The sequence below is a fragment of the Klebsiella sp. X1-16S-Nf21 genome, assembly GCF_002837615.1.
Taxonomy (GTDB): domain Bacteria; phylum Pseudomonadota; class Gammaproteobacteria; order Enterobacterales; family Enterobacteriaceae; genus Klebsiella; species Klebsiella variicola.
The window spans coordinates 1-14,791 of record NZ_PJDK01000104.1; the positions used below are offsets into that span (position 1 = coordinate 1).

Annotated in this window: 15 protein-coding genes, 2 tRNA genes and 1 pseudogene; 12 read left to right on the top strand and 6 right to left on the bottom strand. The window is 57.6% G+C overall.

The window, feature by feature from the left end; translation table 11 throughout:
• The first annotated feature begins 71 nt into the window (after positions 1-71).
• Complete coding sequence (locus tag CW267_RS27545; RefSeq protein WP_012967625.1) at positions 72-1,982, top strand: putative bifunctional diguanylate cyclase/phosphodiesterase; 1,911 nt, start codon at positions 72-74, stop codon at positions 1,980-1,982.
• On the opposite strand, the pseudogene CW267_RS31120 reads toward CW267_RS27545, so the two are convergent.
• Positions 1,979-2,107, bottom strand: a pseudogene (locus CW267_RS31120) (hypothetical protein). The gene CW267_RS27545 and the pseudogene CW267_RS31120 sit on opposite strands and share 4 nt — an antisense overlap.
• 97 nt (positions 2,108-2,204) lie before the next feature.
• Between CW267_RS31120 and CW267_RS27550 the strand changes: the two are divergent.
• Together CW267_RS27550 and CW267_RS27555 are read left to right on the top strand one after the other, a co-directional pair.
• Positions 2,205-2,537 carry a DUF1971 domain-containing protein gene (locus tag CW267_RS27550; RefSeq protein WP_012541127.1) on the top strand — a complete coding sequence of 111 codons (333 nt, stop codon included), beginning with the start codon at positions 2,205-2,207 and terminating at the stop codon, positions 2,535-2,537.
• 6 nt (positions 2,538-2,543) lie between these two features.
• On the top strand, positions 2,544-2,879 hold the full coding sequence (locus CW267_RS27555; RefSeq protein ID WP_016161436.1) for a DUF1869 domain-containing protein: 336 nt from the start codon (positions 2,544-2,546) through the stop codon (positions 2,877-2,879).
• A 5-nt stretch (positions 2,880-2,884) separates the two neighbouring features.
• Here the strand turns inward: CW267_RS27555 and CW267_RS27560 are convergent, their stop codons facing one another.
• On the bottom strand, positions 2,885-3,799 hold the full coding sequence (locus tag CW267_RS27560) for a LysR substrate-binding domain-containing protein (RefSeq protein ID WP_008804154.1): 915 nt from the start codon (positions 3,797-3,799) through the stop codon (positions 2,885-2,887).
• Positions 3,800-3,930: 131 nt separating this feature from the next.
• On the opposite strand from CW267_RS27560, the gene CW267_RS27565 reads away from it, so the two are divergent.
• From CW267_RS27565 to CW267_RS27575, 3 genes are all read left to right on the top strand, one after another.
• Complete coding sequence (locus CW267_RS27565; RefSeq protein ID WP_012541129.1) at positions 3,931-4,506, top strand: hypothetical protein; 576 nt, start codon at positions 3,931-3,933, stop codon at positions 4,504-4,506.
• Positions 4,507-4,684: 178 nt separating this feature from the next.
• Complete coding sequence (locus CW267_RS27570) at positions 4,685-5,521, top strand: alpha/beta fold hydrolase (RefSeq protein ID WP_008804155.1); 837 nt, start codon at positions 4,685-4,687, stop codon at positions 5,519-5,521.
• Between the two features lie 206 nt (positions 5,522-5,727).
• On the top strand, positions 5,728-6,699 hold the full coding sequence (locus CW267_RS27575; RefSeq protein WP_087499192.1) for a sensor domain-containing diguanylate cyclase: 972 nt from the start codon (positions 5,728-5,730) through the stop codon (positions 6,697-6,699).
• On the opposite strand, the gene CW267_RS27580 is transcribed toward CW267_RS27575, so the two are convergent.
• Positions 6,696-7,796, bottom strand: coding sequence for an AarF/UbiB family protein (locus tag CW267_RS27580; protein WP_100781500.1), 1,101 nt, complete (start codon positions 7,794-7,796; stop codon positions 6,696-6,698). The two genes, CW267_RS27575 and CW267_RS27580, sit on opposite strands and share 4 nt — an antisense overlap.
• 528 nt (positions 7,797-8,324) lie before the next feature.
• Between CW267_RS27580 and CW267_RS27590 the strand changes: the two genes are divergently transcribed.
• Both CW267_RS27590 and CW267_RS27595 read left to right on the top strand, forming a co-directional pair.
• The gene (locus tag CW267_RS27590) at positions 8,325-8,582 is read left to right on the top strand and encodes an AbrB/MazE/SpoVT family DNA-binding domain-containing protein (protein WP_100781507.1); all 258 of its coding nucleotides are present in this window, start codon (positions 8,325-8,327) and stop codon (positions 8,580-8,582) included.
• Positions 8,583-8,915 (top strand): type II toxin-antitoxin system PemK/MazF family toxin, encoded by a 333-nt coding sequence (locus CW267_RS27595; RefSeq protein ID WP_008804165.1) that lies wholly within the window; start codon positions 8,583-8,585, stop codon positions 8,913-8,915. It begins immediately after the preceding gene.
• 53 nt (positions 8,916-8,968) lie between these two features.
• Here CW267_RS27595 and CW267_RS27600 read toward each other — a convergent pair.
• Positions 8,969-9,044, bottom strand: a tRNA-Asn gene (locus CW267_RS27600).
• A gap of 5 nt (positions 9,045-9,049) precedes the next feature.
• Here CW267_RS27600 and CW267_RS31770 point away from each other — a divergent pair.
• From CW267_RS31770 to CW267_RS27610, 3 genes are all read left to right on the top strand, one after another.
• Positions 9,050-9,229 (top strand): DUF5951 family protein, encoded by a 180-nt coding sequence (locus CW267_RS31770; RefSeq protein WP_219163281.1) that lies wholly within the window; start codon positions 9,050-9,052, stop codon positions 9,227-9,229.
• An 8-nt stretch (positions 9,230-9,237) separates the two neighbouring features.
• Complete coding sequence (locus CW267_RS27605; protein ID WP_042948427.1) at positions 9,238-10,674, top strand: EmmdR/YeeO family multidrug/toxin efflux MATE transporter; 1,437 nt, start codon at positions 9,238-9,240, stop codon at positions 10,672-10,674.
• A gap of 128 nt (positions 10,675-10,802) precedes the next feature.
• Positions 10,803-10,878 (top strand) — tRNA-Asn (locus tag CW267_RS27610).
• 168 nt (positions 10,879-11,046) lie between these two features.
• Here CW267_RS27610 and CW267_RS27615 read toward each other — a convergent pair.
• Together CW267_RS27615 and pmrD are read right to left on the bottom strand one after the other, a co-directional pair.
• Positions 11,047-12,501 (bottom strand): AMP nucleosidase, encoded by a 1,455-nt coding sequence (locus CW267_RS27615; protein ID WP_008804170.1) that lies wholly within the window; start codon positions 12,499-12,501, stop codon positions 11,047-11,049.
• 130 nt (positions 12,502-12,631) lie between these two features.
• On the bottom strand, positions 12,632-12,877 hold the full coding sequence (pmrD, locus tag CW267_RS27620) for a signal transduction protein PmrD (RefSeq protein WP_008804171.1): 246 nt from the start codon (positions 12,875-12,877) through the stop codon (positions 12,632-12,634).
• Between the two features lie 270 nt (positions 12,878-13,147).
• Here pmrD and CW267_RS27625 point away from each other — a divergent pair, with 270 nt between their 5' ends.
• The gene (locus CW267_RS27625) at positions 13,148-14,770 is read left to right on the top strand and encodes an alpha/beta hydrolase (protein WP_100781499.1); all 1,623 of its coding nucleotides are present in this window, start codon (positions 13,148-13,150) and stop codon (positions 14,768-14,770) included.
• Positions 14,771-14,791 lie beyond the last annotated feature (21 nt).

Genomic DNA, 14,791 nt, shown 5'->3' on the forward strand with positions numbered 1-14,791 from the left:
ACAAAACCAGATCTATTATTCCCGATCGGCCTGGCAAGTTTCTAAGATTATTATAGAGTAAGGGTTGGATCTTGAATCGAATACTCACGGCTATTATTTTGTCGTTATTTATTGTTACCGGATATATTACCTATCTGGTGCATGAGCGACAAAGTGAGTTGCAAAAATTTACCCGCTATACAGACTCGTGGTCAATGTCGCAGATGGTGTCGGAATATATGCGACTGGAGTCTCGTCTGGCGGGAATGGCGATCGGGGCCGAAGGGGCGGACCACGATGAGGTGCGCCTGCGCCTGGAGATCATGATGAGCCAGATCGAACTCCTGCAGCAGGGCGATCTGGGTAAATTTATTAATAAAAGCGAACAGCGGAAGACGGTGGTCGCGACGCTGATTCGTAATCTTCATCTGCTTGATAAACAAGTTGATACCATGACGCCGGAGCAGGTCAAACAGATCCTGCCGGTGTTGAGTGAACTGGATGGCCCCCTGACCTCAATGGCCGCCGCCACCCTGACGCAAGATATTAATATCGTTAATATCACGCATGATAAAATCCAGCATCTTTATTATATCTACTCGGTGATCTCCATTCTGCTGATCGCCATGTGTATTACCCTCGGCCTGTTGATGCTCCGGCAGAATAATAACCTGCGTCGCGCCCATGTGCGCATGAAGACGCTGGCCAACGATCTGCAGGCCTCGAAAGAGAAGTTGCAGGTACAGAACCGCCGACTGCAGTACGATGCCTACCATGATTCGCTGACCGGTATGCCGAATCGTCTCTCTTTCTGGCAGCGGTTGCAGGAGATTGTCAACCAGGTGCGCCCCTATCAGGGGTGCGCGGTGGTGATGCTGTTCGACCTCGACAGCTTTAAGGATGTGAACGATACCCTCGGCCATGATGCTGGCGATAAGCTGCTGCAGGATCTGGCCAGTCGTCTCTCTTTTTTCCGCAAAACCTCCGAGACGCTGTATCGCCTCGGCGGCGATGAGTTCGCGATGCTCTCTTACGATCTGACTGAAGAGATGGCCCTCGAGCGCGCCAATGTTATCCGGGAGAAGATCAGCCAGCCCTATCAGATCTACGATGCGCAGATTAATATCGACGCCTGCATCGGGATCGTTATCTCTGACGGCGAAAGCCGGACCGATTATCTGTACAAGTGTGCTGACCTTGCGCTGTACGAGGCGAAAAAAGAGGGCAGCGGTCATGTGCAAATTTTCCGGCCGGGCATGCTGCAGCGCCTGCAGGAGAATAAATCATTTGAAGATGATCTGCTGCAGGCGCTGGCTCATGACGAATTTAAAGTCTACTACCAGCCGATCGCCGATACCGTCACGCGCGAAATCTACGGTTATGAAGCGCTGGTTCGCTGGTTCCATCCCGTGCGCGGCGCTGTGCCGCCAACGGTGTTTATTCCCGTCGCGGAGAAAATCGGCCTGATCAATACCCTCGGCGAGTGGGTGCTGAAAACCGCCTGCGCCGAAGCGGCCAGTTGGGCGACGCCGCTAAAAGTCTCGGTCAACGTTTCGCCGATTCAACTGATGAACACGTCGTTGACCGATACCATTATCGGCGTGCTGCAGCAGACCGGCCTCGATCCGCGACGCCTGGATCTGGAGATCACCGAGTCGGACGTGTTCAATGAGAATACCCGTTCGCTGGAAATTCTCAGCCAGCTGCGCGAGCAGGGCATTCAGATTTCCATTGATGACTTTGGTACCGGCTATTCTTCCCTGTCCCGTTTAAGCTACTTCCCGTTCGATAAAATCAAAATTGACCGCTCGTTTGTTATCAATATTCCGGAGCAAAAAGACGATTTGGATATCGTTCGCCTGATTATCAGTATGGGGAAGAGTCTGCATATGCGTATTGTGGCGGAAGGCGTGGAAACCGAAGAGCAGTTGACCTCGCTGCAGGCGCTGGGGTGCGACCTGGTCCAGGGGTATTTAATCGGCAAGCCGAGTCCGCTGCGCTAACAAATTTTTAACGCGTTTACTTTTATTCTCCCGGGCGATTTCAGGATCCTGAAATCGCCTTTTTTATTTTACCGCGTCGCTAATCCCTGAGAGGTATAAAAAGGAGTAGACGGTAAAAGCAGCAACAAAATAATATCCTTAGCGTTTAAAAGGGGTATATGATATGCATCATATAGGCTATTTCTGAACGTCGCATTTGAGACGGTAAAGTGAGGCACCATCATGCAGCGAATCATTATTCCCACCCATTACGTTCATACCCGCAGCACGCCGCTGTGGACCAAAGAGACCGCCCCGGCCTCTATCTGGCGTCGCCATCTGGATGTCGGCACCCGGCAGGGCGTCTATCCTCGTCTCTCGGTGATGCAGGGGGCGATCCGCTATCTCGGCTATGCCGATGAAACCAGCCCCGAGCCTGTTGAAACGCTGACCATTGAAGCCGGGCAGTTTGGCGTTTTTCCGCCGGAGAAATGGCACTGTATTGAGGCGCTCAGCGAGGACACGGTTTTTAATGTCGACTTTTACGTCGATCCGAAAATTCTCATCGAGGGATAACAAGAGATGAACAGCGAAAATAAAGGCTATGCCTTGGCAGTTGAGAATGGCCAGCGTCAGGAAAAACGCGAAAAAATATATCTCAAACCGATGGCGCTTTATATTCCGCAGCACGCGGTGGAGGCGGTAAATAGTCTGCTGGATGACCTGCCAGCTGGCAATGAAGAAGAGGAGTGGGTGTTAACCGTCACCAATAATAATAACGGCGTCTCGGTTGATAAAACCTTTTCCTCGCTGGCGGCGCTGCGCGACCCGCTCACCGCCGCTGATACGGTGAAGGATCTGATCAATATCGTTCGCGGCTACGAGTCCGATGAAGAGACCAACGTTTGCGGCTGGTAAGCCCGCTACTCTTCCGCCGGATGGCGACCGTCACCTAATACCATCTGGCCGACCAGCCACTCCCGCAGAGCGATAATATCCGCGCGCTGCGCCGCAGCCTCGGTGGTGACCAGGTAGTAGCAGGCGCCTGGTAATGCACAGCTAAACGGCGCGGACAACACCCCGCGCTGCAGCAGATCCCGCGCCAGCAGTTCGCTGGCGATCACCACCCCCTGGCCGGCCACCGCCGCCTGCAGGGCATGGGTCTCATCGCTAAAGGTTAACCCCGCATCAATATTCAGCGTCGACGGCCCATAGCGGCGGCGCCAGTTCTCCCAGTTTGGCGAGTCGGCCGGCACGCGGCGGTTGGCGACGTGAAACAGCGTCACCCGCTGCAGATCTTCAGGCCGGGCGAGGCCCAGGGACGGGCTGGCGACCACGATAAAACGATCCTCATACAGCAGCGTACAGCACAGGTCTGGTTCCGGCGTTTCACGATAGCGAATCGCGGCGTCCACGGTACCCAACTGTAGATCCACCCGTTCGACGCTGGTGTGCAGACGCAGGTCGATAGCCGGAAAGCGAGCGGTAAAGTCCGCCAGCCGTGGCACCAGCCAGTGGGTGAGAAAATTGGAGGTGGTGGTGACGGTTAAGGATGGTGGCTGACGGGCATGAGCGATCTGGACGACGGCCTGTTCCAGGGCGCTAAAAGCGCGCTGCGTGGCGGCGTAGAGGATCTCGCCATCCGCAGTCAGACTAACGCCCTGTGCGCTGCGTTCGCACACCCGGCACTCCAGCACCGACTCCAGCAGTTTAATCTGATGGCTGACCGCCGTCGCGCTGACGCCGAGCGCCCCGGCGGCCTGTTTAAAACTGCGGTGGCGGGCGACGGCATGAAAGGCGCGCAGCGCCCCCAGCGGCGGTAGACGGGGTGTTCTCATGGCTGAGTTTTTCTCATCTATGGCTGAAAACTATGCGTTTGTGTAAGGCAATATAGTGGCGCTAGGCTACGGGCATGTAAAGACAGTGGCATGAATTAAATTCATGCTGCTTCGCCTGTCAGGAGTCAATTATGCACGTTGTAAGCCGCTACACCGCCGCGGACGCGGCGGGGATTATCGAGCCGCGTGGCCGCGCCATCGCCCTGAGCGTGGCTTTTGCCGCCGGAGCCTTGCTGTTAAACATGGTTCCCGTTATCGGCGTGACCGGCACGCTGAGTCTGCTGACGGCACTGAGCGCCGCCTGCGGCGCCGGGTGGGGATCCACACGCGGGCATTCCTGGCTTTATCGCTCGCCCCTGGCGGCGACGCGCTGGGCCTTTCTGCTGTCGGCGGCCGGCTGGCTGCTGGCACTGGTGGCCTGGTATGGCGGGCAGGACTGGCCCGCCATGCTGCCGGGCGTGGCGTGTGGCGGGGCGGGGGCGGCTGTCGCCTGGCGGATTGCGGCGGGACGGTCGATGCAGTGTGGGCCCAGACTCGGTGGCGCAACGCTGCTGAGCGTGGTCGTTGTCATCGCGGCGACGCTATTGGCCCAACACACTGCCGGGGCCGGGCGCAGCGGCGTGTGCTTCGCCTTCGCCGTGCTGCTGGACCTGTCGCTGCTCGGCGCGCTGATCGTGCGCATCAGGCAGCTGGAGAGTGCGGCGTAAGTGAGTCCGGGAGGCAAATGAAACGAGACGGGGTAAGTCACCCGGCGTGGTGACAAATTTCTTCTACACTGTTACAGGCATCACATTCCTGTGCGGTCGGCACTCCTGCCGGCCGCCGTCGGCGTTCAGCCCAGGCACGGGCCTGCAGGCTGGTTATCCTGAAAGAGGAGTCTGTAACATGGCATTTGTCACCACCCAAGACGGCGTCAACATTTACTTCAAAGACTGGGGTCCAAAGGAAGCTCAGCCGATTGTCTTTCATCACGGCTGGCCCCTGAGCGCCGACGACTGGGATAACCAGATGTTGTTTTTCCTTGCCGAAGGTTTTCGGGTCATCGCTATCGACCGTCGGGGTCATGGCCGCTCCGATCAGGTTAGCGAGGGGCACGATATGGACCATTACGCGGCGGACGTTTCGGCGGTGGTGGAACATCTGGATCTGCACAATGCGGTCCACGTCGGGCACTCCACTGGCGGCGGCCAGGTCGCCCGCTACGTCGCCCGCTACGGCCAGCCGCAGGGGCGGGTGGCGAAAGCGGTATTGATCAGCGCCGTCCCGCCGCTGATGGTGAAAACCGAGCAGAATCCGGGCGGTACGCCGATCGAGGTGTTTGATGGTTTCCGCAAAGCGCTGGCGGCGAACCGCGCCCAGTTCTATCTCGACGTCGCCTCTGGCCCGTTCTATGGCTTCAATCGTGACGGGGCAGAAGTGTCGCAGGGGACGATCCAGAACTGGTGGCGACAGGGAATGATCGGCAGCGCCAAGGCCCATTATGAAGGTATCAAGGCGTTTTCAGAGACTGACCAGACGGAAGACCTTAAGTCGATCACCTTGCCGGTGCTGGTGATGCAGGGGGATGACGACCAGGTGGTTCCCTATAAAAATGCGGCCATTCTGCAGGACAAACTGCTGCCGAACAGCCAGCTAATCATTTATCCTGGCTTCCCGCACGGGATGCACACCTCCCACGCCGATACCATCAACGCCGATCTGCTGGCGTTTATCCGCGCCTGATCTTCCCCCTTTGCCGGGCAGAGTGCCGTTAATGGCATTCCGCCAGCGCCCTGGTCGCCAGTCGCCGGGGCGCGCTGGTTGACGAGCAGGGGAAATCTGCTTAACTCATGGGATACCTGACGACTATTTTCCCCCTGGCAGGATAAAACGCCGGGTTTCTCTGTAGAAACCCGGCAGAATTCTGCGCAAGAGACAAGAGAGAGACAATGAAATTAGCCGGACTTCATCCCGACGAGCAGCGTCGCCTGCAATCGCTACGCTCTTCCGGGCTGTTGAATAGCGGAAAAGAAGAACGCTTCGATCGCCTGACCAGGCTTGCCCGTTCGCTGTATAACCTGCCGGTGGCGTCCATCAGTCTGGTGGGGGAAGATCTCCTGCATATCAAGTCCTGTGCCGGCCTCGATGTGGACACGGTGCCGAGAGATATTTCATTTTGCGCCCATACCATCCTGCAAACCGACCCGCTTATCGTCAACGACATGCAGCAGGACGAGCGCTTTCACGATAACCCGCTGGTCATTGCGGCGCCGTTTATCCGCTTTTACGCCGGGTATCCGGTGCAACTGCCGGATGGCGCGACCGTCGGGTCTTTTTGTCTGATGGACCATCAGCCGCGTTCGTTTTCCGCCCATGAAATGCAGATTTTAAGCGATCTGGCGGCGATCGTGGAGGATGAGTTCAAGGTGCTGGATGCGGCAACCTCGGATGAGCTGACGGGACTGTTTAATCGCCGGGGGTTCCTCACCCTGGCGGAGTATGCCCTGCTGACGGCCCAGCGCCGCCAGGAGCCGGTAAGCCTCGCCTTTGTCGACCTCGACCGCTTCAAGTACATCAATGATACCTGGGGGCATGAAGAGGGTGACCGCGCGCTGATCGCCATCGCCGATTTGATGAAAGCGGCCTTCCGTGAGTCCGATATCCTCGCCAGGCAGGGTGGGGACGAATTTATCATTCTGTTCGCCAATACCAGCCGCCACGATGCCGCGACAGCGATGGAGACGCTCAGTCACAACGTGGCCCGTTTCAACCAGCAGGCGGCTCACCCCTGGCAGCTGGCGTTCTCCTGGGGCTGCGTCGAGTACGATCCCGCCAGCCATCCCAGTCTCAACGCGCTGGTGGCCACCGCTGACCGGCTGATGTACCAGGCGAAGCAGAAGCAGGGTCGCGAGCGTCGCTAACCTGGCGTGGAAGCGTTCTGCAGGTACCGCTGCGCCTGCTGCCGCTTCTGCGCATAGCTGCTGAGCAGCGCCTGCTGTGATTTGCCTTCGTTATCGTAAAACAGACCGCCTTCGTCGGCGATAAAGCGATAATGCTGTTCCAGCTGGCCTATCACCCAGTCGATACGTTGCAGAGTGAGTAAGTTACACGACTGGCCATGCAGATCGTCTTCGATATCCAGCACGTGGGAGCGGAAAGCCTCCACAGCAAATAACCGGCTCAGCGCGGCTGGGTCCGCCAGCGCCGACGCCCAGCGCGCCGTTATCTGCTGAAAATGGGCCTGCACCTGCGGGGCGGCCTGTCGGGCGCGGAGCCAGGCGAGCTTACGCCGGTAGCTTTCGACCGCCAGCCGCTTCAGATCGCGATAGTGCGCCAGCTGCTGCTCCGCACCGGGAACCTGGGTCATCAGCCAGCTAAAAAAGAAGCGGGTCTCAAAGCGCTCGACAAAGTGAAACAGCGGATCGGCCAGACCGTTGCTGTTGAATTCCCTGAGCGGATCGAAGGGATACATGTAGCCAAAATCGAACAGCCACAGCTGCGCCTGGCGGTCCACCAGCAGATTTCCACGACAGAGATCCCACTCCATCAGCCCCTGTTCTTCGCAGGCTTCCAGGGTCGTAAATAGCTGGGCGATCAACGTCGGGGTCAGCTGGTGGATCAGCTCGCCATCGATCCACGGTGAGAGCAGGATGCCGAGGCGATAATCGGCATATAGCGTCGGAACGATGTGGGTGAAGCGCGGGGCGGTGACCGGGTTATCCTTCAGCCGCTGCAACGCCTGCCGGCACTGCACTTCATTTAAAAACGACAGCTGGCCGTTGAGGTTGGCGACGCCGGCGACGGCGCGTCGTTTTTTTAAATTGTACTCCTTGCCGGCGATGCGCAGCCGGTAAACCTCGCCGGTCAGGCCTGAGCCGTATACCTGCACCACATAGGGTGAATCGGGGCCCAGTGCGGCGAGGGTTTCGGGTGGCAGCGGGCAATGGCTGACGTCGCCGACGATAAGGGGTTCTCCGCTGCGATCGAACGCCTGCTGTTGCTGTTGTCTGAGGTTCATGGTGCCTCCGGGTATAACGTTATACAGCGTGGATAATCCACGCTATCTCACCCGCAAGCGGTAGTGAATTCATCCTACTGGCGGGGGCTTTTTCAGGCTGAGCTGGGGGGGCGTTCACGGAGGATACACGGGGCGTAGGGAGGCGGCAGGGAAGGGCATCGCGCCTGAGCAAATCTGGCCTTCGCGCTACCGCTGATATCCCTCCGGCGCAACCCGGATACGGAAGCTGCGCCGCATTTTATTTATCTGATTCGCCATAATCCTTTGAACCCCAGAATCAGTTTTCTATTATCGCCTTCTTACAACGAAATCAGTTCTCGTCTGCACACAATGCTTCCTGACCTGCAAGAAGTGCCCGATGTATCAGGATGGTCGCCGTTTTACAGGTCATCACACCGCTGAAAACTGGGATCTGTCGTTCGATGGATTGCGGTTTATTACGCTAAGGAAATCACCATGAATCTGATGAGTAATAGTGCACAATCCACCCTGGATGTTATATTAAAATATAATATTCGGAGGTCCTTTATGTACAAAACTCGCCTGAAAAAGGTTGGCGGATCCATCATGCTGGCGGTTCCTCCCGCCGTGCTGAAAGCGCTGGAGCTGTCGACAGACAGCGAAGTGGGTATGACTATAGATAATGGCTGCCTGATTATTGAACCGCAGAAACGGCCCCATTATTCGCTTGAGGAACTGTTGGCGCAGTGCGATCCGCACGCCGAAATGAGCGAAGAGGATCAGGAATGGATTGATGCGCCTGCGGTGGGCAAGGAGATTCTGTAAATGGACAGAGGGGAAATCTGGCTTGTTTCACTGGATCCGATTGCTGGCCACGAGCAAAGTGGAAAACGTCCGGTCCTCATTGTATCGAAGGCATCGTTTAACAAGCTGACCCGGCTACCGGTCGTGGTTCCCGTCACCAGCGGCGGAAACTTTGCACGTACAGCAGGCTTCACGGTTTCACTGGAAGAGGCGGGGACCAAAACAACAGGCGTTATTCGCTGCGACCAGCCCAGAACTATCGATATGGCGGCCCGGAACGGCAAGCGTCTGGAACGCATACCTGACGCCGTTGTCAATGAAGTGCTTGCCAGGCTGGATGCGATTCTCAGTTAACGTCAGCGACGCAAAAAAGCAAAAAGCCTGCTCGAAAGCAGGCTTTTTAAATGTGGCTCCTCTGACTGGACTCGAACCAGTGACATACGGATTAACAGTCCGCCGTTCTACCGACTGAACTACAGAGGAATCGTGTGGAGTCGTATCTTAGCGGCGAAAAATCTTTTGTCAAACATCAATTCGCCTGTTCAGGCGCAACTGCCGCTTCCATCAACAATTTGTTGTCATTTCCGACAATTATTCAGGAAAAATACTTTGCAGGATATCCATTTCTCAATCATCATTTGAAATGTTGTTTCAACATCTCTCACTAAGGTCTCTCTTGAACGTCACCTCCGCCGTACGCCAGGCCGTCGAACGGACATCCTGGTTTAAAAAACGTCAGCGTTATCGTGTGCTGTACTGGCGCGAAATTAGCCCTCTCGCTGTCCCCATTCTGCTGGAAAATGCCTGTGTGCTGTTGATGGGGGTATTGAGCACCTTCCTTGTCAGCTGGCTGGGAAAAGAGGCCATGGCCGGGGTGGGGCTGGCCGATAGCTTTAACATGGTGATCATGTCGTTCTTTGCCGCCATCGATCTTGGCACCACGGTGGTGGTGGCTTTTAGCCTTGGCAAGCGCGATCGGCGGCGGGCGAGAGCGGCCGCGCGTCAGTCGCTGGCCATTATGACGCTGTTTTCCATTTTGCTGGCGGGGGTGATCCATGCCTTTGGTCAGCAGATTATTGATTTTGTCGCCGGTGACGCCACTGCGCAGGTTAAGGCCCTGGCCCTGACCTACCTGGAGCTGACGGCGCTGAGCTATCCAGCGGCGGCGATTGCGCTGATCGGTAGCGGTGCACTGCGCGGCGCCGGAACCACCAAAATCCCGCTGCTGATCAACGGCGGGATGAACATCCTCAACATTTTAATCAGCAGCGTGCTCATCTACGGCATCTTCTCCTGGCCGGGGCTGGGGTTTGTCGGCGCCGGTCTTGGGCTGACGATTGCTCGCTATATTGGCGCGATAGCCACGATCTGGGTGTTGATGGTGGGTCTCAATCCGGCGCTGAGGCTGTCGCTGAAGGGCTACTTCAAACCCTTTAACTTCGCCATTATCTGGGAGGTGATGGGGATCGGCATCCCGGCCAGTATCGAATCGGTCCTGTTCAATGGCGGCAAGCTGCTGACCCAAATGTTTGTCGCCGGGATGGGTACCAACGTTATCGCCGGCAACTTTATCGCTTTTTCAGTGGCCTCGCTGATTAACCTGCCGGGCAACGCCCTCGGCTCCGCCTCGACGATCATCACCGGTAAGCGACTGGGAAAAGGGCAGATTGGTCAGGCTGAATTCCAGGCCTGGCACGTATTTTGGCTGTCGACGATCATTCTGACGCTGATCGCCTGGGGCAGCGCCCCGTTCGCCGGCTTCATTGCCTCGTTCTATACCCATGAAGACGACGTGAAAGAGGTGGTGAAGCAGCTCCTGTGGCTCAACGCCCTGTTTATGCCAATCTGGTCGCTGTCGTGGACCTTACCCTGCGCGTTTAAGGGGGCCCGCGACGTTCGCTATACCATGTGGGTGTCGATGCTGGGCATGTGGGGCTGCCGGGTGGTGGCGGGCTATACGCTGGGTATCGTGCTGGGGATGGGCGTGATAGGCGTGTGGTTGGGGATGGTGCTCGACTGGGCGGTGCGCGGCGTGCTGTTTTACTTCCGCATGGTGAGCGGTCGCTGGCTGTGGAAGTACCCGCGCGTGAAGGCCACGTCGGAGGAAACCTGAGCCGTTTGCGGGGATGAACGCCATTTTTTGCGCAAAGTGAAGAATAATTCGGCAAACGATTCATTTTATTGAAAACAGGCTTTGACAGCGCCGGGCGTCATCGATAATATGCGCCCCGTTCACACGATTCCTCTGTAGTTCAGTCGGTAGAACGGCGGACTGTTAATCCGTATGTCACTGGTTCGAGTCCAGTCAGAGGAGCCAAATTTAAGAAGCCTGCTTTCGAGCAGGCTTTTTGCTTTTCTGCGCGCCACGCTTCCCTGTGGACGCACATCCAAAGTTCTCGCCGGGCCGTTCGTTTCGCTCATCCCGGCACTGACGATCCCCTGCGGGGAACGCCAGCGTGTTTCCTTTTTATCTCTGCGTCACCGGTTAGCGGAACGGCGGTTCGTTGAAGGTACGCAGCTTACGCGAGTGCATGTGATCTCCCTCGGCGCGCAGCAGGTCGATCGCCCGGATGCCTATCTGCAGATGCTCGGAGATAGCCCCCTCGTAGAAGCGGTTGGCCTGGCCCGGTAGCTTGATTTCACCGTGCAGCGGCTTGTCCGAGACGCAGAGTAGCGTGCCGTAAGGCACGCGGAAGCGATAGCCCTGGGCGGCGATGGTCGCGCTCTCCATATCGATAGCCACCGCGCGGCTGAGATTAAAGCGCAGCGCCGAAGCAGAATAGCGCAGCTCCCAGTTACGGTCGTCGGTGGTGACCACCGTTCCGGTACGCAGCCGCTGCTTCACCTCCTCGCCGGGCATCCCGCTCACCTGCTTGGTGGCGTCGTACAGCGCACGCTGCACTTCGGCAATGCTGGGGATCGGAATATCGGGCGGCAGTACCGCATCCAGCACATGGTCGTCGCGCAGATAGGCGTGGGCCAGCACATAGTCGCCGATAGCCTGGCTTTCACGCAGGCCGCCGCAGTGGCCAATCATCAGCCAGACATCGGGGCGCAGTACCGCCAGATGGTCACAAATGGTTTTGGCGTTAGCCGGGCCGACGCCAATGTTAATCAGGGTGATCCCTTTGCCGTCGTGGGTGATCAGATGCCAGGCTGGCATCTGGTGCTTCTTCCACGCCAGATCGGAAATGGCCTGTTCCGGCGCTTCCGTTTCCGCAGTGATCCAGATCCCGCCGGCGCAGGAGAGGGCGATATAGGGGCTGTCGGGATCGAGGATCTGACTGCAGCCCCAGCTGACGAACTCATCCACATAGCGGGTATAGTTGGTGAACAGCACGTAGGGCTGGAAGTGTTCCGCCGGCGTGCCGGTGTAGTGACGCAGACGCGCCAGCGAAAAATCGACGCGGCGGGCGTCAAAGTGCGACAGCGGATAGAACTCGGTAGGGTGGAACAGGCCATCCGCGGTCTCATCGCCAATCTGTGACAGCTCGGTGGTGGGAAAATAGCGCGTCAGACCAGCGCTCATCGAGCGGTCGAGGGTCAGGGTGGAGCCATCTATCACATAAGGATAGGGGATCTCATGCTGCGACAGCTCGACGCTGATATGCGCGCCATAGTCCTGATACAGCAGGGTCAGCTGTTCCAGCAAATAGTGGCGGAACAGTTTCGGATTCGTAATGGTGGTGGTATAGCAACCGGCATGGGTGAAACGTCCCCAGGCGCGCGTTTTGAGGGCTTTATGATCGGCGCCGTCCCAGGAGACCGACAGCTGCGGGTAGACAAAAAGGCCTTCCGCACGGGCTTCGGTATCAGGGAGCGTATTATGGTCGATATAGTCGCCGATGGCCTTGCGTAACGCCGTGACCGAGGCTTCATAGCGCGCTTCCAGCTCGGCAAGCGCTTGTTCCGGGGTCAGACTGGCGGCCTTGTGATTCATTATTCGCTCCTTGTTTCAGGTCTGCTGACATTCCCGATAGTATGTCACAGCGTGAAAAGGACGAAGGGGAATTTATATATTGGATGCGAAGATACTGAGACTATAACTGGCTAAGGGCCGGACGTGCTCTTTATCCGCCGAGTTTGGCCCAGCGCTCACTGCTATAATGAGTGGCTTTGAGGATCTTCAACGTCTGCGCCGGGTTATTATTCAGACAATAACGAGCATTGGCCAGCGGAGTGAGTTTATCGCCTTCCTGCAGGTGGAGGCGACAAGCTTCAATTTCCGCAATCATCTCCAGCGCACCGCTCTGCAGCACGACGCAGCAGGAGCTGGTCATTGAATTTTTTCGTACTTTTTTTACCCACCACTCCATCTATATCTTCCTGTCCTGTTTGCGTCCCTGCCGATAATTCATGTTTCCTCAAGGTCTGACAATAAGATTATCCCCTTGGTTTATACAGTGTTTAAAAATACGCGACCGAACGTTGATCTCATCGGTAGGCTTTTTTTCACCGAACATGAATGATCTGCCGGGTTTAATTTGCCGGAACCGATGACTATGCTGAGAAGCAGACAGTGAAAATAGCCTGTCAGGAATAGGGCAGATGAGTTCGGCTACGCGAAAAATATAAGAGGGAGCGTCATGAAGCATGTTTTACGCCACTGGCGAACGTCGGGCGCCGTGATTGGCTCACTGCTAAAAAAAGGGATCATTGCGGTACTGGTGCTGCTGGTGGTCTTTCTCGCCGGGCGGATCTATGAGTCCCAGCGTGGCCCGGCCCTGCATCGCTGGCATACCTGGAGCGCCAACGAGATGTCGGCCGAAGAGATCGACCAGGCGACCTTTGCCCACTATCTGGCGCGGGAGAAGACGATTTTCTCCGATCTCCAGCACGAGGTGACAGAGGCTTTGCCGGAGGAAGATAAAACCCCGGTCAACCGCTTTTATCGTCACAGCCGGGTCTGGCCGGGGCAGTTTAAGCAGGACTGGAATCGTTCTTTTGTGCTGTTGCCGCAGGGCAAGCCGCGCGGCAGCGTGGTGCTGCTCCATGGCCTGACTGATTCGCCCTACAGCGTGCGCTATCTGGCGCAACTCTGGCAGCAGCGGGGTTATGTGGCGGTGGTGCCGCGTTTGCCGGGACACGGCACCGCGCCGGGGGCGTTAACGGCGGTGGACTGGGAGACCTGGCTGGCGGCGACGCGTCTGGCAGTGCGCGAAGCGACGCGCCTGGCCGGGGCGGACGTGCCGCTGCATCTGGTCGGTTACTCTAACGGCGGCGCGCTGGCGCTCAAGTATGCTCTTGATAGCCTGGAAGACAATCACTTGCGCCAGCCGCAGCAGATTATCCTGCTGTCGCCGATGATCGGTGTGACCGCGTTTGCCCGTTTCGCTGGCCTCGCCGGGCTGCCGTCCATCTTCCCGGCGTTCGCCCGCGCGGCCTGGCTGAACGTGGCGCCTGAGTTTAATCCCTTCAAGTACAACTCCTTTCCGGTCAAGGCGGCAAGACAGTCCTGGTTATTGAGCCAGGCGCTGCAGCAGCAGATTATCCGCGCGTCCCGTCAGGGCGAGCTGAAAGCGCTGCCGCCGGTCCTGACCTTTCAGTCGGTGATGGATTCCACGGTCAGCAACCGCGCGGTGGTGGAGTCCCTGTATCGCTACCTGCCGGATAACGGCAGCGAGCTGGTGGTGTTCGACATTAACCAGGCGGCGGATCTCCGGGTCCTGTTCCGTCCCGCGCTCTATGCGGCAGTCAATACGCTGCTGCCCCCGGCGCCGCGGGCCTATACCACCACGGTGGTGACCAACGCGACGGCGCACACGCTGCAGACCATCGCCCGTACCACGCTGGCGCAGGAGCAGGATGAGCATCGTTATCCGTTGCATCTCGCCTGGCCGGCGGATATGTACTCTCTGTCGCATGTGGCGGTGCCGTTTCCCCTGAGCGACTCGCTGTATGGTCGCGAGCCGGACGAGAAGAACCGCTACGGCATCAGCCTGGGCACTATTTCACTGCGAGGGGAAACCGGAACGCTGAGCGTGGGGCTGGAGACGTTAATGCGCGTCACCTCCAATCCATTCTTTCCGTGGATGCTGACGCGCGTCGATGAGCACATCACCTGCGGCGAGCAGGCGGCGGTGACGGCCTGCCTGAAAGCGCAGGCCAGAGCAGAGGCGTTAAAACAGGATCAGGTGCAGAACGGTACGCAGCAGGATGCCGACGATCGCCGCGGGAACGACAAAGCGAAACAGGCGCACAAACCGTGAGCTGATGCCGAGAAAAATACC